This is a genomic window from Streptomyces sp. NPDC020965 (assembly GCF_044333555.1).
GTDB lineage: Bacteria > Actinomycetota > Actinomycetes > Streptomycetales > Streptomycetaceae > Streptomyces.
The window spans coordinates 78,084-101,624 of the sequence record NZ_JBIRRE010000010.1; the positions used below are offsets into that span (position 1 = coordinate 78,084).

Here is a 23,541-nt window from a genome sequence, read left to right on the forward strand (position 1 = left end):
GCCCGCACCGCGCCCGTACGCCTGACCACCCCGTACCGCCCGTACCGCGCCGACCGCGCTCCCCGCCGGCGAACCTTCCTTGACCTTGCCCCCGTGTGAGGCCGTGCACTGACACCGTCACCGACGGACGACGGCACGGAAGGTCCCCATGCACCGCTACATCGGCTCCGGCCCCTACTGCTACGCCAACTCCCTGGCCATGACGCTCGGCCCCGGCACGCCCCCGCCCGCCGTCATCGAGACGCTCACCGGCTCCCCGTTCGGCGTCCAGCTCATCGGCGGGACGCTGCCCTTCTTCGACCCGTACGCCTGGGATCCCGAACAGGGCCTGGACGCCGCCGTCGAACTGCTGGGCGCGCGCTGTGAGCGCACCTCCGGCGGCACCCCCCGCGAGGCGCTCGCCCGGCTGCGCGCCGCCTGCGCCCACGCGCCGGTCCTGGTGGGCCCGGTGGACATGGGGCTGCTGCTCTTCCAGCCGGGCACCCCCGCTCCCGTCCCCGCGCCGGGTGAAGGTGGCGGCGTCGACCACTATGTGGTGGTGCTCGCGGTCGACGGCGACACCGTGCTGCTCCACGATCCGCACGGGCACCCGTACGCGACCCTGCCGACGGGGGCGTTCCTCGCGGCCTGGCGGGCCGACGCGGTCGACTACACCGATGTCCCGTACGTCCTGCGCGCGGGCTTCGTCCGGGAGCGCGAGGTCACCGAGGAGGAGGCGCTGCGCCGGTCGCTGCCCCGGGCCGCCGCCTGGCTCGCCGGCCGGGCGGACGTCCCGGTGCCCGCGGGGACGCTCGGCGGGGCCGCTGCGGTCGAGGAGCTGGCGGCCCTGGTGGAAGGCGGGCTCGCCCCGGCCACCCGTGCGCTGCTGACGGAATTCGGGGTCCAGGTGGGCGCCCGCCGCCTCGCCGACGCGGCGGGCTGTCTGGCGGCCCTGGGGCTGCCCGGGGCGGCGGCGGTCGCGGACGGCCAGTCCCGGCTCGTCGGGAGCCTCCAACTGCCCCTCGTCACCGGGGACGACCGTACGGCGGCGACGGTGCTGCGCCGGCTGGCCCCGACGTACGAGCGGCTGCGGTCCGCGCTCGCAGCCGCCGTTGGGAGCGGATGACCGTCCCCGCGGCGCGAGAGGACGCGCGGGGACACGCGGGGACACGCGGGGACGCGCGGGGACACGCCGAAGGGGCCGACCAGGACGGGACGTCGTGGTCGGCCCCTTCGGGCGTACGAACGCTCAGAGCACCCGGACCGCGCCGGTCGCCGGGTAGCCCGACAGGTCCTGGATGACCACGCCCTTGCTGGGGTTGGCCGCGTCCAGGTACTTGCCGTCGCCGATGTAGACACCCGTGTGCCACGCGGAACCCGCGCTGCCCCAGTACAGGATGTCGCCGACCCGGAGGTTGGAGGTGCCGACCTGGGTACCCGCGGTCGACTGGTCCTGCGAGACGCGCGGGAGGTCGATGTTGACCTGGCGGAAGGCCGCCTGGACCAGGCTGGAGCAGTCCCACGAGTTGGGGCCCGTGGCGCCCATCACATACGCGTCGCCGACCTGCGCCTTGAGGAAGGCGATGACGGTGCCGACGGAACCGGAGGCGTTCGACGAGTTGCTGGAGGAGTTGCTCGACGAACCGCTGGAGGCGTTGTCATTGGACGACTCGGACGAAGACGAGGCGTTGGTGGCCTGGGCGAGCTGGGTGCGCTCGGCGGTGCGGGACGCGCGCTCCTCGGCCTGCTCGCGCTTCTTGGCCTCGGCCTTGTCGGCCTCCGCCTGGCGGACCGCCTCGGCCTTGGCCGTCTTCGCGACCTGCGCGGCCTTCGTGGCCGCGGCGTCCTCCTGGGCCTGCAGTTCGAGGTCGAAGGCGACCTGCTGCTGGGCCTGGGCGGACTGCGCGATCGAGTGGGAGAGGCCCTCGGGGGAGATCAGGGGCATCTCAATGGTCTCGGTGACCGGCTCGGCGTGTGCCGGTCCGGCGGCTCCGGCGACCGCGATGGTGCTGAGGACGCCACCGGCAACTCCGGCTCGGAGCGCCATGGTCGAGGCGCTGCGGCGGCGGGGCTTCCGGTGGCTGGGTATGTGAGCGGTGTGGGACATGAGAACAACCGGTACCAGCCACCCATGGTTCCCGACAAGAAACGTGTGTTGCGCCACAGTTACGATCGGAACCAATCAATCCACTTTCTGTGGGCCTTTATTGACGCCCTAACGGGCAATACGGACACCGGTGATCACGGGCTTGATCACGGCCTTTAGGGAAAAGGTCCGAATTGCCCACCGCCTACCACCGCTTTACCTGGTTGGCCAAGCCCCGTTTTCTTGGGTGGAGTGACGGAGTGGCGCAGGTCACAGGAGGGTCACCGGTCGACGGCGTGGACTGATGGAGCGTCAGCCCAGCCGGTCTGATGATCATCCGACCGGGCCCGTGCGGGCGGTGAATACGGGGCGCGGGCGCGTGGATACGGAGCGGAGGCGCCGCCCCCGCGAAAGCACCCCCGGAGATCGTGAAAGCGCGCACGCGTCCCCCCTCTCTCCCCTCTTTACCTTCCTGTCGGCGCGAGCCCGAAATGAGCCCGCGGCGCCCCCTCGGCAACCCTGGGACGGGCCGGCCGCGAGATCGGCGCGCCCTCCTATCACCCCTGTCGGGCCCCTCGCGAATTTGCCGAAGCACACCTGGCCTTGATATGGCAAGACCCCCTCCACCAGCGCTAACGCACCCAAATGTCACTTCTGGTGATCGCTCGCGCGCTTCACGTATGAAGATCACCTCTCATCCGGCTTCATGATCCTTCGCCGGGTGGTGGAGATCACAAGAGCGGTTACCGACCCCGTGTCGCAGATCACAGACCGACAGGCATAGGATGCGGGGCAGTCGGGCTTGTGAACTGCCTCACATGAACACGATCTTCGAGGCGGCGCGGTACGCCCGGTGCGGTCCACACGGTCAAGGACGACTGGAAGGAGCGAGGAGGGTGAATGCTTACGCGCCCATCCTTGTACTCGGCGCCCTCGGGGCAGGGTTTGCGATCTTCTCCGTGGTCATGGCCACGCTTATCGGCCCCAAGCGGTACAACCGGGCGAAGCAGGAGGCGTACGAGTGCGGTATTGAGCCCACTCCCACGCCTGCTGGCGGCGGCCGATTCCCCATCAAGTACTACCTGACGGCGATGCTCTTCATCGTCTTCGATATCGAGATCGTCTTCCTCTACCCCTGGGCGGTCAGCTTCGACGCCCTGGGGCTTTTCGGGCTCGTGGAGATGCTGCTCTTCGTGCTCACCGTCTTCGTCGCCTATGCGTATGTATGGCGTCGCGGCGGCCTGGAATGGGACTGAGGGGCTGAGGGGCACCAATGGGACTCGAAGAGAAGCTGCCGAGCGGATTTCTGCTGACCACGGTCGAGCAGGCCGCCGGCTGGGTGCGCAAGTCATCGGTCTTCCCGGCGACATTCGGACTGGCCTGCTGCGCCATCGAGATGATGACGACCGGCGCCGGCCGCTACGACCTGGCGCGCTTCGGTATGGAGGTCTTCCGCGGTTCGCCGCGCCAGGCCGATCTGATGATCGTGGCGGGCCGGGTGAGCCAGAAGATGGCGCCCGTGCTGCGGCAGGTCTATGACCAGATGCCCAGCCCCAAGTGGGTCATTTCCATGGGGGTTTGCGCGTCATCGGGCGGAATGTTCAATAATTACGCAATTGTTCAGGGCGTTGATCATATTGTCCCCGTTGACATCTATCTGCCCGGCTGCCCGCCGCGCCCGGAGATGCTGATGGACGCGATCCTCAAGCTCCACCAGAAGATCCAGTCCTCCAAGCTCGGCGTGAACGCGGAGGAAGCGGCCCGCGAGGCGGAGGAAGCGGCGCTCAAGGCGCTCCCCACCATTGAGATGAAGGGGCTGCTCCGGTGACCGGCGCGCACACCCACCCGGATCCGCGCGCACGGGCGGCGACCGGGCCCCGGCCGACGACGGCCGACGCACCTTCCAGCGCCCCGGCGGGCACTGGCCGCGCGGGCGGCGGAGCGCGGGAAGGGGCACGGGCATGACGGATCAGCCGAACCCCGAGAAGGAACTCAGCGAGCAGAACCTGCCGGGCCAGCGCGGTGCGGGCGGCGAGGAGGTCCGCGTCCAGCGCGGCATGTTCGGCGCCAACAACGGCGGTGACACCTCTGGTTACGGCGGACTCGTCCGCTCCGTACGGCTCCCGGGACCGGCCACCCGGCCCTACGGCGGTTACTTCGACGAGGTCGCCGACGAACTCGAAGGCGCCCTGGAGGAACAGGGACTCGTCCCCGAGAGCGTCATCGACAAGACGGTCGTCGACCGCGGCGAACCGACCTTCCACATCGAGCGGGAGCATCTGGTGCTGGTCGCCCGCACCCTCCGGGACGATCCCGCCCTGCGGTTCGAACTCTGCACCGGGGTCAGCGGCGTGCACTACCCCGAGGACAAGGGCCGCGAGCTGCACGCCGTCTACCATCTGCGCTCGCTCACCCACGGCCGGCTGATCCGCGTCGAGGTCTCCGCGCCGGACAGCGACCCCCGGGTCCCCTCGCTCGTCGCCGTCTATCCGACGAACGACTGGCACGAGCGCGAGACCTACGACTTCTTCGGCCTCGTCTTCGAAGGCCACCCCGCCCTCACCCGGATCATGATGCCGGACGACTGGCAGGGCTTCCCGCAGCGCAAGGACTATCCGCTCGGCGGTATCGCCGTCGAGTACAAGGGCGCCCAGATCCCGGCTCCGGACCAGCGGAGGTCCTACTCGTGAGCACTCCCCAAGCATCGGCCCGCGAGACCACCGAAGGTCCCGTCTACACCGTCACCGGCGGCGACTGGGACGAGATCGTCCAGACCGCGGCCAAGGCCGACGACGAGCGCATCGTCGTCAACATGGGCCCCCAGCACCCCTCCACCCACGGAGTGCTCCGGCTGATCCTGGAGATCGACGGCGAGACCGTCACCGAGGCCCGCTGCGGCATCGGCTACCTCCACACCGGCATCGAGAAGAACCTCGAATTCCGGAACTGGACGCAGGGCACCACCTTCGTCACGCGGATGGATTACCTGACGCCGTTCTTCAACGAGGCGGCGTACTGCCTGGGTGTGGAGCGGCTGCTCGGCATCGAGGACCAGGTGCCGGACCGGGCGACGGTCATCCGGGTCCTGCTGATGGAGCTGAACCGGATCTCCTCCCATCTGGTGTGCATCGCCACCGGGGGCATGGAGCTGGGCGCCACCACCATCATGATCTACGGCTTCCGCGACCGTGAGCTGGTCCTCGACCTCTTCGAGCTGATCACCGGCCTGCGGATGAACCACGCCTTCATCCGCCCCGGCGGTCTCGCGCAGGACCTGCCCCCGGGCACGGTGGACCAGCTCCGCGAATTCGTGAAGACCATGCGGAAGAACCTGCCGGAGTACGACAAGCTCGCCACCGGCAACCCGATCTTCAAGGCCCGGATGCAGGACGTCGGCTATCTCGACCTGACCGGCTGTATGGCGCTCGGCGCCACCGGTCCGGTGCTGCGCTCGGCCGGACTCGCGCACGACCTGCGCAAGACCGACCCGTACTGCGGCTACGAGACCTACGACTTCGACATCCCGACCGCCGACACCTGCGACTCCTACGGCCGCTTCCTGATCCGGCTGGAGGAGATGCGCCAGTCGCTGCGGATCGTGGAACAGTGCATCGACCGGCTGGAGCCCGGTCCGGTGATGGTCGCCGACAAGAAGATCGCCTGGCCCGCGCAGCTCTCGCTCGGCCCGGACGGACTCGGCAACTCGCTCGACCACATCAAGAAGATCATGGGCACCTCCATGGAGGCCCTGATCCACCACTTCAAGCTGGTGACCGAGGGATTCCGGGTCCCCCCGGGACAGACCTACGCGGCCGTCGAGTCCCCCAAGGGCGAACTCGGCGCGCACATCGTCTCCGACGGCGGCACCCGCCCCTACCGGGTCCACTTCCGCGACCCGTCCTTCACCAACCTTCAGGCCATGGCCGCGATGTGCGAGGGCGGTCAGCTCGCCGACGTCATCGTCGCCGTCGCGTCCATCGACCCCGTGATGGGAGGCGTCGACCGATGACGGACGTCCAACTGGGTATGCCCCAGCTCCCGGCCCCCGACTACTCGGCCGAGGTACGGGCCCGGCTGGCGGCGGACGCCAAGGAGATCATCGCCCGCTACCCGGACTCGCGGTCGGCGCTGCTGCCGATGCTGCACCTGGTGCAGTCCGAGGAGGGCCATGTCTCCCGTACGGGGATGCGCTTCTGCGCGGAGACGCTGGAGCTGACCACCGCCGAGGTCGCCGCGGTCGTCACCTTCTACACCATGTACCGGCGCCGGCCGTCCGGCGATTACCAGGTCGGGGTGTGCACCAACACCCTCTGCGCGGTGATGGGCGGTGACGCCATCTACGACGACCTCAAGGACTACCTGGGCGTCGGCGACCAGGAGACCACCGAGGACGGCAAGGTCACGCTGGAGCACATCGAGTGCAACGCGGCCTGCGACTTCGCCCCCGTCGTGATGGTGAACTGGGAGTTCTTCGACAACCAGACGCCCGAGTCCGCGCGCCGGCTCGTCGACGACCTGCGCGCCGGCCGACCGGTGGAGCCGACCCGGGGCGCCCCCCTCTGCGACTACAAGCAGACCGCGCGCATCCTCGCCGGCTTCCCCGACGAACGCCCCGGCGCGGTCGCGGCCACCGGCGGCGCGGGCCACGCCTCGCTGATCGGACTGCGGCTGGCCAAGGGCGAGGGCGCGACCCCCCGGGTGGTCGCCCCGCGCGACTCAGGAGCCGGGTCGGCGCCGGAGGACGCGCCGCAGCCCGGCTCCCAGCACCTCAGTTCCCATGACGCACCACAGCCGACCTCGGACTCCGACCCGGGCCACCCGGCCGGACCGGTCACCGAGGAGGGGGAGTGATGACCTTGTCGACCGAGTACGGGAGCGCGGGCCAGGGCGAGGCCGGAGGGAGCAGCCCCGAGAAGCTGTTGGCGCCGGTCCTCTCCGCCTTCTGGGACGAGGAGGAGTCCTGGACGCTGGAGACCTATCGGCGCCACGAAGGCTACGAAGGGCTGCGCAAGGCCCTCGCGATGGCGCCGGACGACCTCATCGCGTACGTCAAGGACTCCGGTCTGCGCGGTCGCGGCGGCGCCGGCTTCCCCACCGGAATGAAGTGGCAGTTCATCCCGCAGGGCGACGGCAAGCCGCACTATCTTGTTGTCAACGCCGACGAATCGGAGCCCGGGACCTGCAAGGACATCCCGCTCCTCTTCGCGAACCCGCATTCCCTCATCGAGGGGATGATCATCGCCTGCTACGCGATCCGCTCGAACCACGCCTTCATCTATCTGCGCGGTGAGGCCGTGCCCGTACTGCGGCGGCTGCACGAAGCGGTCCGTGAGGCGTACGCGGCCGGATACCTCGGCCGGGACATCCTCGGCAGCGGACTCGATCTGGAGATCACCGTGCACGCGGGTGCGGGCGCGTACATCTGCGGTGAGGAGACCGCGCTGCTGGACTCGCTGGAGGGCCGCCGCGGCCAGCCCCGGCTGCGACCTCCCTTCCCCGCGGTCGCCGGTCTGTACGCCTGCCCCACTGTGGTGAACAACGTCGAGTCCATCGCGTCGGTTCCCGCGATCCTTCAGCGCGGGAAAGAGTGGTTCAAATCGATGGGCAGCGAGAAGTCCCCGGGCTTCACGCTCTACTCCCTCAGCGGCCATGTCGTCGGACCCGGCCAGTACGAGGCCCCGCTCGGGATCACCCTGCGCCAACTGCTCGACATGAGCGGCGGGATGCGCCCCGGACACCGCCTCAAGTTCTGGACCCCAGGCGGCTCCTCCACCCCGATGTTCACCGATGAGCACCTCGATGTGCCCCTCGACTACGAGGGCGTCGCGGCGGCCGGTTCCATGCTCGGCACCAAGGCGCTCCAGTGCTTCGACGAGACGACCTGTGTCGTCCGGGCGGTGACCCGCTGGACCGAGTTCTACGCCCACGAGTCCTGCGGCAAGTGCACCCCCTGCCGCGAAGGCACGTACTGGCTGGTCCAGTTGCTCCGCGACATCGAGAAGGGCGACGGGGTCATGTCGGACCTCGACAAGCTCAACGACATCGCCGACAACATCAACGGCAAGTCGTTCTGCGCCCTCGGCGACGGAGCCGCGTCGCCGATCTTCTCCTCGCTCAAGTACTTCCGCGCGGAGTACGAGGAGCACATCACCGGCAACGGCTGCCCCTTCGACCCCGCCAAGTCGACCGCGTGGGCCGACAAGCACCTGGAGGTGTCCGCATGACCCTGGCGCACGCGCCGAGCCCCGCCGGGACCACCGCGGGCCAGGCCGGCCGGCCCGACCCGTTCCCCGCGGAGGTGCGGCCATGACCGTCACCACGTCCACCCCGGCCGGCGGCGGCCCCGCCGTCCCGCCGGAGGACCTCGTCTCGCTCACCATCGACGGCGCCGAGATCAGCGTGCCCAAGGGCACCCTCGTCATCCGCGCCGCCGAACTGCTCGGCATCGAGATCCCGCGCTTCTGCGACCACCCCCTCCTCGACCCGGCCGGCGCCTGCCGCCAGTGCATCGTCGAGGTCGAGGGCCAGCGGAAGCCGATGGCCTCCTGCACCATCACCTGCACCGACGGCATGGTGGTCAAGTCCCAGCTCAGCTCGCCCGTCGCCGAGAAGGCGCAGAAGGGCGTGATGGAGCTGCTGCTGATCAACCATCCGCTGGACTGTCCCGTCTGCGACAAGGGCGGCGAATGCCCGCTCCAGAACCAGGCGATGTCCCACGGCGGCGCCGACTCCCGCTTCGAGGGCCGCAAGCGCACCTTCGAGAAGCCGGTGCCCATCTCCACCCAGGTGCTGCTCGACCGGGAGCGGTGCGTGCTCTGCGCCCGCTGCACCCGGTTCTCCAACCAGATCGCCGGCGACCCGATGATCGAGCTGCTGGAACGCGGCGCGCTCCAGCAGGTCGGCACCGGCGAGGGCGACCCCTTCCAGTCGTACTTCTCCGGCAACACCATCCAGATCTGCCCGGTGGGCGCGCTCACCTCGGCGGCGTACCGGTTCCGCTCCCGCCCCTTCGACCTCGTCTCGTCGCCCAGCGTCTGCGAACAGTGCGCGGGCGGCTGCGCGACCAGGACCGACCACCGGCGCGGCAAGGTCGTGCGGCGCCTCGCCGCCGACGACCCCGAGGTCAACGAGGAGTGGATCTGCGACAAGGGCCGCTTCGGCTTCCGCTACGCCCAGCAGCGCGACCGGCTCACCACCCCGCTCGTACGGAATGAGGCGGGGGAACTCGAACCGGCGAGCTGGCCCGAGGCGCTGGCCGCCGCCGCCGCGGGACTGGGCGCGGCCAAGGGCCGAGCCGGTGTGCTGACCGGTGGCCGGCTCACCGTCGAGGACGCCTACGCGTACGCCAAGTTCGCCCGGGTCGCCCTCGACACCAACGACATCGACTTCCGGGCCCGGGTCCACTCCGCCGAGGAGGCCGACTTCCTGGCCGCCCGGGTCGCGGGCCGGGGGCGGGACCTGAACCGGGACGGCGTCACCTACTCCGCACTGGAGAAGGCCCCGGCCGTCGTCCTCGTCGGCTTCGAGTCCGAGGAGGAGGCCCCCGGCGTCTTCCTGCGGCTGCGCAAGGCGCACCGCAAGCACGGGATGCGCGTCTTCGCCATCGCCACCCACGCCACCCGGGGGCTGACGAAGGCGGGCGGCACCCTGCTGCCCGCGGCGCCCGGCACCGAGACCGAGTGGCTGGACGCGCTCAGCGGCACCATCGGGCTCGACGGCGACGGCTCCCGGGCCGCCGACGCGCTGCGCACCGAGGGCGCGGTGATCGTGGTCGGCGAGCGGCTCGCGGCCGTCCCCGGCGGTCTCACCGCCGCCGTACGGGCCGCCACCGCGACCGGCGCCCAACTGGTGTGGATCCCCCGCCGGGCCGGCGACCGCGGCGCCGTCGAGGCGGGCGCCCTGCCCACCCTGCTCCCCCGTGGCCGCCCCGCCACCGACGCGCGGGCCCGCGAGGAGACCGCCGAGATCTGGCGGGTACGGGAACTCCCCGCCGCCCACGGACGCGACACCGGCCAGATCATCGAGGCCGCGGCCACCGGTGAGGTGGGCGCACTGCTCATCGCCGGGGTCGAGGTCGCCGACCTGCCCGACCCGGCGCGGGCGCGCGCGGCACTGGACGCCGTCGGCTTCCTGGTCTCCCTGGAGCTGCGGCCCAGCGAGGTCACCGACCGGGCGGACGTCGTCTTCCCGGTCGCGGCCGTCGCCGAGAAGTCCGGCGCCTTCCTCAACTGGGAGGGCCGCTCCCGTCTCTTCGAGGCCGCGCTCAAACCCGAACAGATGACCCGGCGGCTCGCGCCACCGGACGCCCGGGTGCTGCACATGCTCGCGGACGCGATGGACGTCCACTTCGGGCTGCCCGATCTCCTCTCCGTACGGAAGGAGTTGGTCCGCTTCGCCGGCTGGACCGGCGCCCCGGCCACCGAGCCGATGGAGACCTCGCGGCCGGTGCCGCGCCCCGGCGACGGCGAGGCGGTGCTCGCCGGGCACCGGCTCCTGCTCGACCAGGGGCTGCTCCAGCTCGGTGACAAGGCCCTGGCGGGCACCCGCCACGCGGCCGTCGCCCGGCTCTCGGCGGTGACCGCGGCCGACACCGGCGTCACGGACGGCGACGAGATCGCCGTCACCGGACCGGCCGGCACCGTCCGGTTCCCGCTTCAGGTGACCGAGATGCCCGACCGGGTGGTGTGGCTGCCGCTGAACTCCGCGGGCGGCGGCGTCGCCTCGGACACCGGCGCCAACCCGGGCGAGCTGGTCCGGATCGGCCCGGCGGGCCCGGGACCCGCGACGGACGCACCGGAGGTGCGCGCATGATCTCCGAAGTGCAGATCCTCGCGGCGGAGGACCTCTCGATGTTCGGCCGCGACCCCTGGTGGCTCGTCGCCATCAAGGCCGTGTTCTGCTTCGCGTTCCTGATGCTGACCGTGCTCTTCTCCATCGTGTGGGAGCGCAAGGTCGTCGCCTGGATGCAGCTCCGCATCGGCCCCAACCGACACGGCCCCTGGGGCCTCCTCCAGTCCCTCGCGGACGGCATCAAGCTGATGCTGAAGGAGGATGTGATCGTCAAGCGCGCGGACAAGGTCGTCTACGTCCTCGCGCCGATCATCGCCGCCATCCCCGCCTTCATGGCCATCGCCGTGATCCCGTTCGGGCCGGCCGGCAACGAGGTCTCGATCTTCGGCCAGCGCACCACGATGCAGCTCACCGATCTGCCGATCGCGATGCTCTACGTGCTCGCCATCGCCTCGGTCGGGATCTACGGCATCGTGCTCGCCGGCTGGTCGTCCGGTTCGACCTACCCGCTGCTCGGCGGGCTCCGCTCCTGTGCGCAGATGATCTCGTACGAGATCGCCATGGGCGCCGCCTTCGCCTCCGTCTTCCTCTACTCCGGGTCCATGTCGACCTCGGCGATCGTGGAGGCGCAGGCCGACCGCTGGTACATCATCCTGCTGCCGGTCTCCTTCATCATCTACATCGTCACCATGGTCGGCGAGACCAACCGGGCGCCGTTCGACATGCCCGAGTCCGAGGGCGACCTGGTCGGCGGCTTCAACACCGAGTACAGCTCGATCAAGTTCGCGATGTTCATGCTGGCCGAGTACGTCAACATGGTCACCGTCTCCGCCGTATCGGTCACGCTCTTCCTGGGCGGCTGGCGGGCCCCCTACCCGGTCTCCTCCTTCTGGGAGGGCGCGAACCACGGCTGGTGGCCGATGCTCTGGTTCGTCCTCAAGGTCCAGCTCCTGCTGTTCTTCTTCATCTGGCTGCGCGGCACCCTGCCACGGGTCCGCTACGACCAACTGATGAAGCTCGGCTGGAAGGTGCTCATCCCGGTCTCGCTGGTCTGGCTGATGCTGGTCGCGACCGTACGGGCGCTGCGGAACGAGAACTACGACTTCCAGCAGATCCTGCTGTACGTCGCGGGCGCGGTGATCACCGTGCTGCTGCTCTCCTTCATCGCCGACATGTTCCGCGAGAAACACGTGCGGGAGACGGAGGCGGCCCAGGGCGAGCCCCCCGCCTTCGATCCGATGGCGGGCGGATTCCCCGTGCCACCCCTGCCCGGACAGACCCTGCCACCGGTTCCGCGCAGGCGTCCGCGCCGTGAGCGCGAACTGATTGTCAGTGGTGCCCCAGATACTGAGAGTGACGGCCCTCGGGACGGAAAGGAGGCTGACGGTGTCTGACGAATCGGAGAGCTCGTTCCAGAATCCGGTCGCCGGCTTCGGCGTGACCTTCAAGGCCATGTTCAAGAAGCGGTTGACCGAGCAGTACCCGGAGCAACAGAAGGTCACAGCGCCGCGCTTCCACGGCCGGCATCAGCTCAACCGGCATCCGGACGGACTGGAGAAGTGCATCGGATGCGAGCTGTGCGCCTGGGCCTGTCCGGCCGACGCGATCTATGTGGAGGGCGCGGACAACACCGAGGAGGAGCGCTACTCCCCGGGTGAGCGGTACGGCCGCGTCTACCAGATCAACTACGCGCGCTGCATCCTCTGCGGGCTCTGCATCGAGGCATGCCCCACCCGGGCGCTGACGATGACCAATGAGTTCGAGCTGGCCGACAGCTCCCGCGAGAACCTCATCTACACCAAGGAGCAGTTGCTCGCCGGGCTGGACGAGCGGATGGTCGACTCACCGCACGCGATCTTCCCCGGCATGGACGACCAGGACTACTACCGGGGGCTGGTCACCGAGGCCGCGCCCGGCACGGTCCGGCAGGTCGCCACCTCCAAGGGGGAGCAGGGCGAGGAGGTGGACGCGTGAGCACCTTCGACGCGACCGCCGCCTTCGACCCCGCCCTCGCCGGTTCACTGGCCGCGAGCACCACATCGACCGGTGAGGCCATCCAGTTCTGGGTGCTCGGCACCGTCGCGGTGATCGGCGCGCTCTGCACCATCCTGATGCGGCGGGCCGTGCACAGCGCGCTCTGTCTCGCCGGGACCATGATCATCCTGGCGGTCTTCTACCTCGCCAACGGCGCCTACTTCCTGGGCGTCGTCCAGATCGTCGTCTACACCGGCGCGATCATGATGCTCTTCCTCTTCGTCGTGATGCTCGTCGGTGTCACCGCGGCGGACTCGCTCACCGAGACGCTGAAGGGCCAGCGCTGGCTGGCCGCCCTCTGCGGGCTCGGCTTCGGTGTGCTGCTCGTCGCCGGCATCGGCAACGCCTCGCTCAACGAGTTCAACGGACTGGCCGCGGCCAACAGCGCGCACGGCGGCAATATCGAGGGCCTCGCCGCGCTGATCTTCACCAAGTACGTCTTCGCCTTCGAGATCACCGGCGCGCTGCTGATCACGGCCGCCGTCGGCGCGATGGTGCTCACCCACCGGGAGCGCACCGAGCGGGCGAAGACCCAGCGGGAGATGGCCGAGGAGCGGGTGCGCGAGGGCAAGCAGCTCCCGCCGCTGCCCGCCCCGGGCGTCTACGCCCGGCACAACGCCGTGGACATCGCCGGTCTGCTCCCCGACGGCACCCCGTCCGAGCTGACCGTCAGCAAGACGCTCCGCGACCGCGGCCAGATCCGCGATGTGTCGATCCAGGCGCTGGAGGACCTGAAGGCGCTGGAGCAGCGTTCGGAGGACCGCCTAGGGCGCCGGGGCCACGGCCCCGATGCCGATATCGCGTCCGCTGACGACTCCGGAGCCGATGGCGTCGACCTCGGCAAGGGCCGGGACGAAGAGGGGGTCACGCGATGAGTCCGGTCAACTACCTCTACCTCGCGGCCCTGCTGTTCACCATCGGCGCGTCCGGTGTCCTGATCCGGCGGAACGCGATCGTGGTGTTCATGTGCATCGAGCTGATGCTCAACGCCTGCAATCTCGCGCTCGTCGCCTTCTCCCGGATGCACGGCAATCTGGACGGCCAGATCATCGCCTTCTTCACGATGGTCGTCGCCGCGGCGGAGGTCGTGGTCGGGCTGGCGATCATCGTGTCGCTGTTCCGCTCCCGCCACTCGGCCTCGGTCGACGACGCCAGCCTGATGAAGCTGTAAGGGGTCGCTGAATCGTGGAGAACCTGATTGCGCTGCTCGTCGCGGCGCCCTTGCTCGGAGCGGCGGTACTGCTGTGCGGCGGCCGGCGGCTCGACCGCGTCGGCCACTGGATCGGCACCGCGCTCGCCGCCGCCTCCTTCGCCGTCGGCGTGGCGCTGTTCGCGGACATGCTCGGCAGGGGCGCGGACGACCGCGCCCTGCACCAGAAGCTGTTCAGCTGGATCCCGGTGGAGGGCTTCCAGGCGGATATCGCCTTCCAGCTCGACCAGTTGTCGATGACCTTCGTCCTGCTGATCACCGGTGTGGGCACGCTGATCCACATCTACTCCATCGGCTACATGGAGCACGACGAGCGGCGCCGCCGCTTCTTCGGCTATCTGAATCTGTTCCTCGCGGCGATGCTGCTCCTCGTCATCGCCGACAACTACCTGCTGCTCTACTTCGGCTGGGAGGGCGTCGGCCTCGCCTCGTACCTCCTGATCGGTTTCTGGCAGCACAAGCCCAGCGCGGCCACGGCGGCCAAGAAGGCGTTCCTCGTCAACCGCGTGGGTGACATCGGCCTCTCCATCGCCATCATGCTGATGTTCACCACCTTCGGGACCTTCGCCTTCGGGCCGGTCCTCGGCTCCGTGGACGAGACCAGTGAGGGCAAGCTGACCGCCATCGGGCTGATGCTGCTGCTCGCCGCCTGCGGCAAGTCGGCGCAGGTGCCGCTGCAGTCCTGGCTCGGGGACGCGATGGAGGGCCCGACCCCGGTCTCGGCCCTGATCCACGCGGCCACCATGGTCACCGCGGGCGTCTATCTCATCGTCCGCTCCGGCGCGATCTTCAACGCCGCTCCGGACGCGCAGTTGGTCGTCGTGGTCGTCGGCGCCGTCACCCTGCTCTTCGGAGCCATCGTCGGTTGCGCCAAGGACGACATCAAGAAGGCGCTGGCCGGTTCGACCATGTCGCAGATCGGCTACATGATCCTGGCCGCGGGCCTCGGCCCGATCGGCTATGTCTTCGCCATCATGCACCTGGTGACGCACGGCTTCTTCAAGGCCGGGCTGTTCCTCGGCGCGGGCTCGGTCATGCACGGCATGAACGACGAGGTCGATATGCGCAAGTACGGCGGCCTGCGGAAGTACATGCCGGTCACCTTCGTCACCTTCGGGCTCGGCTATCTCGCGATCATCGGCTTCCCGGGGCTCTCCGGCTTCTTCTCCAAGGACAAGATCATCGAGGCCGCCTTCGCCAAGGGCGGCACCGAGGGGTGGATCCTCGGCGCGGTCACCCTGCTGGGCGCGGCGATCACCGCGTTCTATATGACCCGCGTGATGCTGATGACCTTCTTCGGCGAGAAGCGCTGGCAGCCGGATGCCGAGGGACGGCAGCCGCATCCGCACGAATCACCGAAGTCCATGACGATCCCCATGATCATCTTGGCGTTCGGCTCGGTCTTCGCGGGCGGGTTCTTCGGTATCGGTGACCGCTTCCTCAAGTGGCTGGAGCCGGTCACCGGCTGGGACCACGGACACGCCCCGATCAGCGCGCTCACCGTCACCACGGCGACCGTGGTCGTGCTGCTGATCGGCGTCGCCGCCGCCTGGCTGATGTACGGGCGCAAGCCGGTCCCGGTCACCGCGCCCCGCGGCTCGCTGCTCACCCGGGCCGCCCGCCGCGATCTCCTCCAGGACGACTTCAACCACGTGGTCCTGGTCCGCGGCGGCGAGCACCTCACCCGCTCCCTGGTCTACGTCGACCACACCCTGGTCGACGGCGTGGTCAACGGCACGGCCGCCTCGGTCGGCGGGCTCTCGGGCCGGTTGCGCAAACTGCAGAACGGCTACGCCCGCACGTACGCCGTCTCGATGTTCGGAGGTACGGCGGTGCTGATCGCCGCGACCCTGCTGATGAGGGCGGTGTAACTGTCATGTCCTTCCCGCTCCTTACGGCTACCGCGGCGGTCCCGGCGATCGGCGCGATCGTCACCGCGGCGGTCCCGGCCGCGCGGCGGACGGCAGCGAAGGTGCTTGCCCTGGGCTTCTCGCTGGTCACGCTGGTGCTGGCGGCGCTCGTCTTCGTCCGTTTCGAACCCGGTGGCGACCGCTACCAGCTCACCGAGTCGCACGCCTGGATCAAGGACTTCGGCGTCCGGTACGAGCTGGGTGTGGACGGCATCGGGGTTGCGCTGATCGCGTTGACCGCGCTGCTGATCCCGTTCGTCATCCTGGCCGGCTGGAACGACGCCGACCCCCAGCCGTCCGACAGCAACCCGTCCGACAGCAAGCCGGGCGGCGACAGCGTCGCGGCCGGCCGCTGGCGGCCGACCCAGGGCTTCTTCGCGCTGATCCTGATGGTCGAGGCGATGGTGATCCTCTCCTTCGAGGCCACCGACGTCTTCCTCTTCTACATCCTCTTCGAAGCCATGCTGATCCCGATGTACTTCCTCATCGGCGGTTTCGGCGACCGGGCCCACGCGGGCACCGACCAGCACGCGGCGGCCCAGCGCTCGTACGCGGCGGTCAAGTTCCTGCTCTACAACCTGGTCGGCGGGCTGATCATGCTGGCCGCCGTGATCGGGCTCTATGTGGTCGCGGGGAGCTTCCAGCTCTCCGAGATCGCCGCGGCCCGCGCCAGCGGTGAGCTGGACATGGCGACCAACACCGAACGGCTGCTGTTCCTCGGCTTCTTCTTCGCCTTCGCCATCAAGGCACCGCTCTGGCCGCTGCACACCTGGCTGCCCAACGCGATGGGCGAGGCGACCGCGCCGGTGGCCGTGCTGATCACCGCCGTCGTCGACAAGGTCGGCACCTTCGCGATGCTGCGCTTCTGCCTCCAGCTCTTCCCGGAGGCATCCAAGTGGGCGACCCCGGTGATCCTGGTGCTGGCGCTGATCAGCATCGTCTACGGGGCGCTGCTCGCGGTCGGCCAACGCGATATCAAGCGGCTGATCGCCTACGCGTCCATCTCCCACTTCGGCTTCATCGTGCTGGGCATCTTCGCGATGACCTCCCAGGGCCAGTCGGGCGCCACGCTCTACATGGTCAACCACGGGATCTCGACCGCCGCGCTGATGCTGGTGGCCGGCTTCCTGATCTCCCGGCGCGGCTCGCGGCTCATCGCGGACTACGGCGGAGTGCAGAAGGTCGCCCCGGTGCTCGCCGGCACCTTCCTGATCGGCGGTCTGGCGACGCTGTCGCTGCCGGGACTGGCGCCGTTCGTCAGTGAGTTCCTGGTCCTGGTGGGCACGTTCGCCCGCTATCCGGTGGCCGGGATCATCGCGACGGTCGGTATCGTGCTGGCCGCGCTCTACACCCTCGTGCTCTATCAGCGGACCATGACCGGCCCGCTGAAGCCCGAGTTGAAGTCGATGCCCGACCTCAAGGCACGCGAGCTAGCGGTGATCACGCCACTGATCGCGCTGCTGATCCTCCTCGGCGTCTTCCCGAAGCCGCTGACGGAGGTCGTCAACCCGGCCGTGGAGCACACGATGTCCGACGTACAGCAGAAGGACCCCCGGCCCGAGGTGGAGGCCAAGTGAGCGCGACTACTGTCCACAGCCTGTGGACGACGGCGGCCGATCCGATCGACAAGATCAAGGCCCCGGACATCGAGTACGGCCAGCTCGCGCCGATCCTCATCATCGTCGGCGCGGCGATCATCGGACTGCTGCTGGAGGCGTTCCTGCCGCGCCGGGTGCGCTACCGCGCGCAGGTCGTCCTGGCCCTGACCGCGCTGGCCGCCTCGTTCGCCGCGATCATCGCCCTGGCGGAGGCCGGCTACGGCACCACCAAGGTCAATGTCGCCGCCATGGGCGCCATCGCGATCGACGGACCGACCCTGTTCCTCCAAGGCACCATCCTGCTGGCGTCGATGGTGGCCGTGCTGACCTTCGCCGAGCGCAAGCTCGATCCGGAGTCGCACGGCCAGGCCATCGACTCCTTCGTCGCGCAGGCCGCTTCGGTGCCCGGCAGCGACAGCGAGAAGGCCGCCGTCCGGGCCGGGTTCACCACCACCGAGGTGTATCCGCTGGCGCTCTTCGCCGTCGCCGGAATGCTGGTCTTCCCGGCCGCCAACGACCTGCTGACGCTCTTCATCGCGCTGGAGGTCTTCTCCCTCCCGCTCTACCTCCTCTGTGCGCTCGCCCGCCGCAAGCGGCTGATGTCGCAGGAGGCCGCGGTGAAGTACTTCCTGCTGGGCGCCTTCTCGTCGGCGTTCCTGCTCTTCGGGATCGCCCTGCTCTACGGATACGCGGGCTCGGTGGCGTACGCCCGGATCGCGGACGTCGTGGACGGCAGCGTCCGGACGATCGACCCGGCACTCGCCGACACCATGGGCAATGACGCGCTGCTGCTCATCGGCAGCGCGCTGATCCTGATGGGCCTGCTCTTCAAGGTCGGCGCGGTCCCGTTCCACATGTGGACGCCCGACGTCTACCAGGGCGCGCCCACCCCGATCACCGGCTTCATGGCCGCGGCCACGAAGGTGGCCGCGTTCGGCGCGCTGCTGCGGCTGCTCTACGTGGTGCTGCCGGGGCTGCGCTGGGACTGGCGGCCGATCATGTGGGGCATCGCGATCGTCACCATGCTGGGCGGCGCGATCGTGGCGATCACCCAGACCGACATCAAGCGTCTGCTGGCGTACTCCTCGATCGCGCACGCGGGCTTCATCCTGGCCGGTGTCATCGCGGTCACCCCGGACGGCGTCTCGTCGGTGCTGTTCTACCTGGGCGCGTACTCGTTCGTCACGATCGGCGCGTTCGCCGTGGTCACCCTGGTCCGGGACGCGGGCGGCGAGGCGACCCACCTCTCCAAATGGGCGGGGCTCGGACGCCGCTCGCCCCTGGTGGCCGCGGTCTTCGCGGTGTTCCTGCTCGCCTTCGCCGGTATTCCGCTGACCTCGGGCTTCACCGGGAAGTTCGCCGTCTTCAAGGCGGCGGCGGAGGGCGGCGCCGGGGCGCTGGTGGTGATCGGTGTGATCTCGTCGGCCATCGCGGCGTTCTTCTACATCCGGGTCATCGTGCTGATGTTCTTCAGCGAGCCGAAGGCGGACGGACCGACGGTCGCGGTCCCCTCGGCGATGACGATGACGGCGATCGGCATGGGTGTGGTGGTGACGGTGGTGCTCGGTGTGGCACCGCAGTACTTCCTGGACCTGGCCGGTCAGGCGGGTGTGTTCGTGCGCTGAGGTGACCTGGCCGGTCAGGCGGGGTTGTTCGTGCGCTGAGGCGACGCGGCGCCGCGCCGGACGCGGTACGGAGGGGTCCGGCTCCCGGTACGACGGGGGCCGGGCCTTTCGCGTCTCCCCCGGGCGCCGGACCCCGGGCGCGGGCTCCGGTCGCTGGAACTCGGGCTCCGGACCCGTGAGCCGCGCGGGGGGAGCGCCCTCCGGATCGGGCCGGGCACGCGGGCCTCCGCCCCGTACAGCGGGATCGGTGGGCGCCGCGCGGAGGTGGCCGTCCGGATCGGCCCCGGGCGGCGCCAGGGGGCCCCGCTCAGGATCGGCCCCGGGAGGTGCCACGGGCCCCGCTCAGGAGCGGGTGACCCGGACCGTGTGGTCGCCGTCCTTCTCCCGTACGACCGCGATCTCGATGCCGTTCTTCTTGTCCGTGAAGGACTGGCCGGGGCGGTACGGGGCGTCCGACAGCTCCGCGTGCACATTGGCACGCTGGGTGCAGCCGCCGCTCTCCCGCTCGCTGTCCGAGACCGTCACGGGCCCCTGTCCGGTGTCGATATCGCCCTGGACCCGGTAGATCAGTACGCCGGGCCGGCAGATGGCCTCGTCGTTGCCGGCCGGGGTGCGCACCTCGACGGCGTACCCGGAGTCCTTGGTCAGCGGCACGATCACCATCTTGGCGCCGCCCGCCGTGGCGAGCGGGGTGAGTTTGTACTCGGTGGTGCCCGGCGCCGCGGCGCAACTGAGCTGCTCCGGGTCCAGCCAGCCGAGTTTCCACTTGTGCCAGCCGAGGAAGTCGTTGTTGGCGCCCCAGTCCTCGGACATGATGTCCCAGTGGCCGACGGCACCGCCGCCCTCGGCGGTGTAGAGGTCGGGCAGCCCGAAGACATGGCCGTTCTCGTGCGGCAGGACCCGGTAGCCCGTCTCCGCGTACGACCCCGAGCCGTCGTCCTGGCGGCTGTAGACGAAGGACGTGTTGGCGAGCGGTACGCCGTCCGCGACCGGGGCGTCCGTATTGCCGGAGAAGGTCACCGAGAGCACGGTGTCCAGCGCCGACGGCCCCGCGTTCGGGGTGACCAGTATGTTCACCAGGTCGTACTCGCTGAAGTCCACCCGGGAGTCGGCGACGGTGATGATGTCCCGTACGAGTCCCCGGTAGGCCGGCTCGTACGGGGAGCCGCGCTCTATCCCGTACGCCTCGAACGGCAGCGGCATCCGCAGCCACTCGGTGACGGGCGCGTGCGGGCGGTAGCTGAGACGTCCGTACGAGCTGGTCCTGAACCACTCCGCGGTCTTCGGGAAGAACTCGGCCAGCCGGTCCGGCGCCGGGCCCTCGGCGACCGCGTCAGAGAAGTCGATCATCAGATTGAGGGCGCGGACCTCGCCGGTGGAGGGGGAGTACCCCGGTGGGGTCGGTATGCCCTCGGACATCTGGATGCCCAGTGAGGTGGGGATCCGGCACGGCCCCAGACCGCTTTCGTCGGCGCTGGCCACGGGCCCGGCGGAGGCCCGGGTGGCGGCGGGCAGGGTGGCGCTCGCCGAGGTGAGGGCGGCCAGCGAGAGCGCCGCGAGGGCGGCGAGGCCACCGATCCGGCGTGAGGTGCCGGTGGTCCTGCGTATCCGACGGCGTGGGGGCCGCATTCGACCGCCTTCGGGGTCCGCGGCAGCAGGCCGGGCCCTGACTGCGCTCTGTGCGATCAGCCTGTGACGGGTGGCGGCCGGGCGCGCGCCGGGTGGTCCGTTCGTGGATGCTCACGCCCTGTGACTCAGGTCACCCCGAACGCGGAAATAACCGGGGATCGTTTCCCCGTTTGAACTCGTGTCCCCGCAGAAATGGGGAGCGATTCCCCGGTTCGGGGGACCTCGGAGGGGGACTCCGGGGGAGATGAGAGGGAGTGGAGTCATGCGCCGCGCCACCTGCGCCGACGGTGCCGCACGCCATGCCTCACGGCCGCGGGCGGACGCCCTGCGGAACCGGGAGCGGATCGTGCTGGCCGCCCGCGAGATGTTCGTGGAGCACGGGGCGGGCGTGCCGCTCGATGACATCGCGCGGCGGGCGGGCGTGGGGAACGCGACGCTCTACCGGCACTTCCCCGACCGGAACGTCCTCCTGCGCGAGGTCATCCTCTATGTCACCTCTCGTACGACCGACCACGCCGACCGGGCCGCGGCGGAGGAGGCCGACACCTTCGACGCCGTCCGCCGCTTCGTCCACGCGGCCTCCGATGAACGCATCGGCGCGCTCTGCCCGATGCTCTCCGGTGGCTTCGACATCGACCACCCCGATCTGCTCGCCAGTCGCGAACGTCTCGAAGGGGCCGTTCAGGGCCTCATGGAGCGGGCGCAGTCGGCCGGGCGGATGCGCTCCGACATCGCCGTCGGGGATCTGATGGTGGCCCTCTCTCAGCTCAGCCGGCCGCTGCCGGGCATCGGCTGCCTGGGCATCGACCGCTTTGTGCACCGCCATCTGCAACTCTTCCTGGACGGTCTCGAAGCGCCGGCGCGCTCCGAACTGCCCGGCAGGGCGGCGACTCTGGAGGATCTGCGAGCGCCCATGACCCACTGACGCCCCGATCGGCCGGGCGCGCCGACGCCGACGCGATGCGCCCGGCACTCCTCAGGACCTAGCGCCCTGTGACCTCTGTGACCCTTTCGCACCCTTAGGTGGCTCCATTCATGCCGAAATCACCTGACATATCACTTCCCGCGCAGGCGGACCCCAAGCGCTGGCAGGCGCTGGTCTTCATCGCGCTGGCGCAGCTCATGGTCGTCCTCGACTCGACCATCGTGAACATCGCGCTCCCGACCGCCCAGCAGGACCTCGGGATCTCCGACGGCAACCGGCAGTGGGTCATCACGGCCTACGCCCTCGCCTTCGGTGGACTGCTGCTCTTCGGTGGCCGGATCGCCGACCTCTGGGGCCGCAAGCGCGCCTTCGTGGTCGGTCTCATCGGCTTCGCCGCCGCCTCCGCGCTCGGTGGCGCGGCCACCAACGAGGCGATGATGCTGGGCTCCCGGGCCCTCCAGGGCGCCTTCGGCGCGCTGCTCGCGCCCGCCGCGCTCTCCCTGCTCGCGGTGATGTTCACCGACGCCAAGGAGCGCGCCAAGGCGTTCGGCATCTACGGTGCCATCGCCGGTGGTGGCGCCGCGGTCGGCCTGCTGCTCGGCGGATTCCTCACCGAGTACCTGAACTGGCGCTGGACCTTCTACGTCAACATCCCGTTCGCGGTCATCGCCGCCGTCGGCGCGTACTTCGTGATCAGCGAGCCGAAGGGCGCGCGCAACCGTTCCGCGCTCGACATTCCCGGCGTCATCCTCTCCACGCTGGGTCTGGTGGCGCTCGTCTACGGCTTCACCCGTGCCGAGCACTCCGGCTGGAGCGACGGTCTGACGATCGGCATGTTCATCATCTCCGTCGTCCTGCTGGCCGCGTTCGTCGCCGTCGAGGCGAAGGTCGAGGCGCCGCTGCTGCCGCTGCGGGTGCTGCTGGAGCGGAACCGCGGTGGTGTCTACCTGTCGCTGGGTCTCGCCATCATCTCGATGTTCGGCCTCTTCCTGTTCCTGACCTTCTACCTCCAGATCGTCAAGGACTACTCGCCGGTCAAGACCGGTTTCGCCTTTATGCCGATGGTGGTCGGCATGATCATCGGTTCCACCCAGATCGGCACCCGGCTGATGACCCGGGTTCCGCCCCGGATGCTGATGGGTCCCGGCTTCGTCGTCGCGGCGCTCGGCATGTTGCTGCTGACGCAGATGGAGATCGACAGCTCCTACACCACGCTGATCGCCCCCGCGCAGCTCCTGCTGGGCCTGGGCATGGGTACGGCGTTCATGCCGGCGATGTCCCTCGCCACGCACGGGATCAACCCGGTCGACTCCGGTGTGGCCTCGGCGATGGTCAACACCTCGCAGCAGGTGGGCGGCGCGATCGGCACGGCACTGCTGAACACGATCGCGGCCTCGGCCACCACCTCGTACATCAGCTCGAACGCGGCCGGGGCGACCAACCCCCAGCTTCTCCAGTTCGAGGGCATGGTGCACGGCTTCACGTCCGCGATCTGGTGGGCGGTCGGCATCCTGGTGGTCGCGGCGGCCATCGCGTTCACCCTGATCAACACCGGGAAGCCGGACACCGGGGCGCCGTCGGCGTCGGGTGACGGCGCGGAGGACGAGGTCAGGATCCCCGTCATCGCGCACTGACGCACGACGCGTGAACGGTTCGCGCGGACACGACGCACAGCGAGTTCGCGCGCGACAGAGGGCCCCGTCCGGATCGTCTCCGGGCGGGGCCCTCTTCTGTCGTACGGGGGCGGAGCGGGCT

The 23,541-nt window shown here is 69.7% G+C and carries 19 protein-coding genes; 17 read left to right on the forward strand and 2 right to left on the reverse strand.

The window, feature by feature from the left end:
• The first annotated feature begins 148 nt into the window (after positions 1–148).
• Positions 149–1,105: a hypothetical protein gene (locus ACH4S7_RS27575; RefSeq protein WP_398524006.1), complete on the forward strand. Its 957-nt coding sequence runs from the start codon at positions 149–151 to the stop codon at positions 1,103–1,105.
• A 123-nt stretch (positions 1,106–1,228) separates the two neighbouring features.
• Here ACH4S7_RS27575 and ACH4S7_RS27580 read toward each other — a convergent pair whose 3' ends face one another.
• A complete protein-coding gene (locus tag ACH4S7_RS27580) occupies positions 1,229–2,086 on the reverse strand; it encodes a C40 family peptidase (protein WP_398524007.1) in 858 nt (285 codons plus the stop codon).
• An 875-nt stretch (positions 2,087–2,961) separates the two neighbouring features.
• Here ACH4S7_RS27580 and ACH4S7_RS27585 point away from each other — a divergent pair.
• The 14 genes from ACH4S7_RS27585 (at position 2,962) to nuoN (ending at position 19,232) form a co-directional block, all read left to right on the forward strand.
• Positions 2,962–3,321 carry an NADH-quinone oxidoreductase subunit A gene (locus ACH4S7_RS27585; protein ID WP_398524008.1) on the forward strand — a complete coding sequence of 120 codons (360 nt, stop codon included), beginning with the start codon at positions 2,962–2,964 and terminating at the stop codon, positions 3,319–3,321.
• Positions 3,322–3,338: 17 nt separating this feature from the next.
• Positions 3,339–3,893 (forward strand): NADH-quinone oxidoreductase subunit B family protein, encoded by a 555-nt coding sequence (locus ACH4S7_RS27590; RefSeq protein WP_177148523.1) that lies wholly within the window; start codon positions 3,339–3,341, stop codon positions 3,891–3,893.
• A gap of 133 nt (positions 3,894–4,026) precedes the next feature.
• Positions 4,027–4,755, forward strand: a complete 729-nt coding sequence (locus ACH4S7_RS27595) for an NADH-quinone oxidoreductase subunit C (RefSeq protein ID WP_398524009.1) — start codon at positions 4,027–4,029, stop codon at positions 4,753–4,755.
• Complete coding sequence (locus tag ACH4S7_RS27600) at positions 4,752–6,074, forward strand: NADH-quinone oxidoreductase subunit D (RefSeq protein ID WP_398524010.1); 1,323 nt, start codon at positions 4,752–4,754, stop codon at positions 6,072–6,074. The genes ACH4S7_RS27595 and ACH4S7_RS27600 overlap by 4 nt, the downstream gene beginning before the upstream one ends.
• Positions 6,071–6,916, forward strand: a complete 846-nt coding sequence (gene nuoE / locus ACH4S7_RS27605) for an NADH-quinone oxidoreductase subunit NuoE (protein WP_398524011.1) — start codon at positions 6,071–6,073, stop codon at positions 6,914–6,916. Before ACH4S7_RS27600 ends, nuoE begins: the two co-directional genes overlap by 4 nt.
• Entirely contained in the window at positions 6,916–8,289 is a 1,374-nt protein-coding gene (gene nuoF / locus ACH4S7_RS27610) for an NADH-quinone oxidoreductase subunit NuoF (protein ID WP_398524012.1), read from the forward strand. Before nuoE ends, nuoF begins: the two co-directional genes overlap by 1 nt.
• An 82-nt stretch (positions 8,290–8,371) precedes the next feature.
• Positions 8,372–10,876 (forward strand): NADH-quinone oxidoreductase subunit G, encoded by a 2,505-nt coding sequence (locus ACH4S7_RS27615; protein WP_398524013.1) that lies wholly within the window; start codon positions 8,372–8,374, stop codon positions 10,874–10,876.
• Entirely contained in the window at positions 10,873–12,249 is a 1,377-nt protein-coding gene (gene nuoH, locus ACH4S7_RS27620; protein WP_398524014.1) for an NADH-quinone oxidoreductase subunit NuoH, read from the forward strand. Before ACH4S7_RS27615 ends, nuoH begins: the two co-directional genes overlap by 4 nt.
• Positions 12,242–12,829: an NADH-quinone oxidoreductase subunit NuoI gene (gene nuoI / locus ACH4S7_RS27625; protein ID WP_398524015.1), complete on the forward strand. Its 588-nt coding sequence runs from the start codon at positions 12,242–12,244 to the stop codon at positions 12,827–12,829. The genes nuoH and nuoI overlap by 8 nt, the downstream gene beginning before the upstream one ends.
• A complete protein-coding gene (locus ACH4S7_RS27630; RefSeq protein WP_398524016.1) occupies positions 12,826–13,764 on the forward strand; it encodes an NADH-quinone oxidoreductase subunit J in 939 nt (312 codons plus the stop codon). The genes nuoI and ACH4S7_RS27630 overlap by 4 nt, the downstream gene beginning before the upstream one ends.
• The gene (nuoK, locus tag ACH4S7_RS27635; RefSeq protein ID WP_398524017.1) at positions 13,761–14,060 is read left to right on the forward strand and encodes an NADH-quinone oxidoreductase subunit NuoK; all 300 of its coding nucleotides are present in this window, start codon (positions 13,761–13,763) and stop codon (positions 14,058–14,060) included. The genes ACH4S7_RS27630 and nuoK overlap by 4 nt, the downstream gene beginning before the upstream one ends.
• 14 nt (positions 14,061–14,074) lie before the next feature.
• A complete protein-coding gene (gene nuoL / locus ACH4S7_RS27640) occupies positions 14,075–15,970 on the forward strand; it encodes an NADH-quinone oxidoreductase subunit L (protein WP_398524018.1) in 1,896 nt (631 codons plus the stop codon).
• Between the two features lie 5 nt (positions 15,971–15,975).
• On the forward strand, positions 15,976–17,586 hold the full coding sequence (locus ACH4S7_RS27645; protein ID WP_398524019.1) for an NADH-quinone oxidoreductase subunit M: 1,611 nt from the start codon (positions 15,976–15,978) through the stop codon (positions 17,584–17,586).
• Entirely contained in the window at positions 17,583–19,232 is a 1,650-nt protein-coding gene (gene nuoN, locus ACH4S7_RS27650; protein WP_398524020.1) for an NADH-quinone oxidoreductase subunit NuoN, read from the forward strand. Before ACH4S7_RS27645 ends, nuoN begins: the two co-directional genes overlap by 4 nt.
• Positions 19,233–19,574: 342 nt before the next feature.
• Here nuoN and ACH4S7_RS27655 read toward each other — a convergent pair whose 3' ends face one another.
• Positions 19,575–20,861 carry a M6 family metalloprotease domain-containing protein gene (locus ACH4S7_RS27655; RefSeq protein WP_398524021.1) on the reverse strand — a complete coding sequence of 429 codons (1,287 nt, stop codon included), beginning with the start codon at positions 20,859–20,861 and terminating at the stop codon, positions 19,575–19,577.
• 262 nt (positions 20,862–21,123) lie between these two features.
• On the opposite strand from ACH4S7_RS27655, the gene ACH4S7_RS27660 reads away from it, so the two are divergent.
• On the forward strand, positions 21,124–21,786 hold the full coding sequence (locus tag ACH4S7_RS27660; RefSeq protein WP_398524022.1) for a TetR/AcrR family transcriptional regulator: 663 nt from the start codon (positions 21,124–21,126) through the stop codon (positions 21,784–21,786).
• A 110-nt stretch (positions 21,787–21,896) separates the two neighbouring features.
• On the forward strand, positions 21,897–23,420 hold the full coding sequence (locus ACH4S7_RS27665) for an MFS transporter (RefSeq protein ID WP_398524023.1): 1,524 nt from the start codon (positions 21,897–21,899) through the stop codon (positions 23,418–23,420).
• The last annotated feature ends 121 nt before the right edge of the window (positions 23,421–23,541 follow it).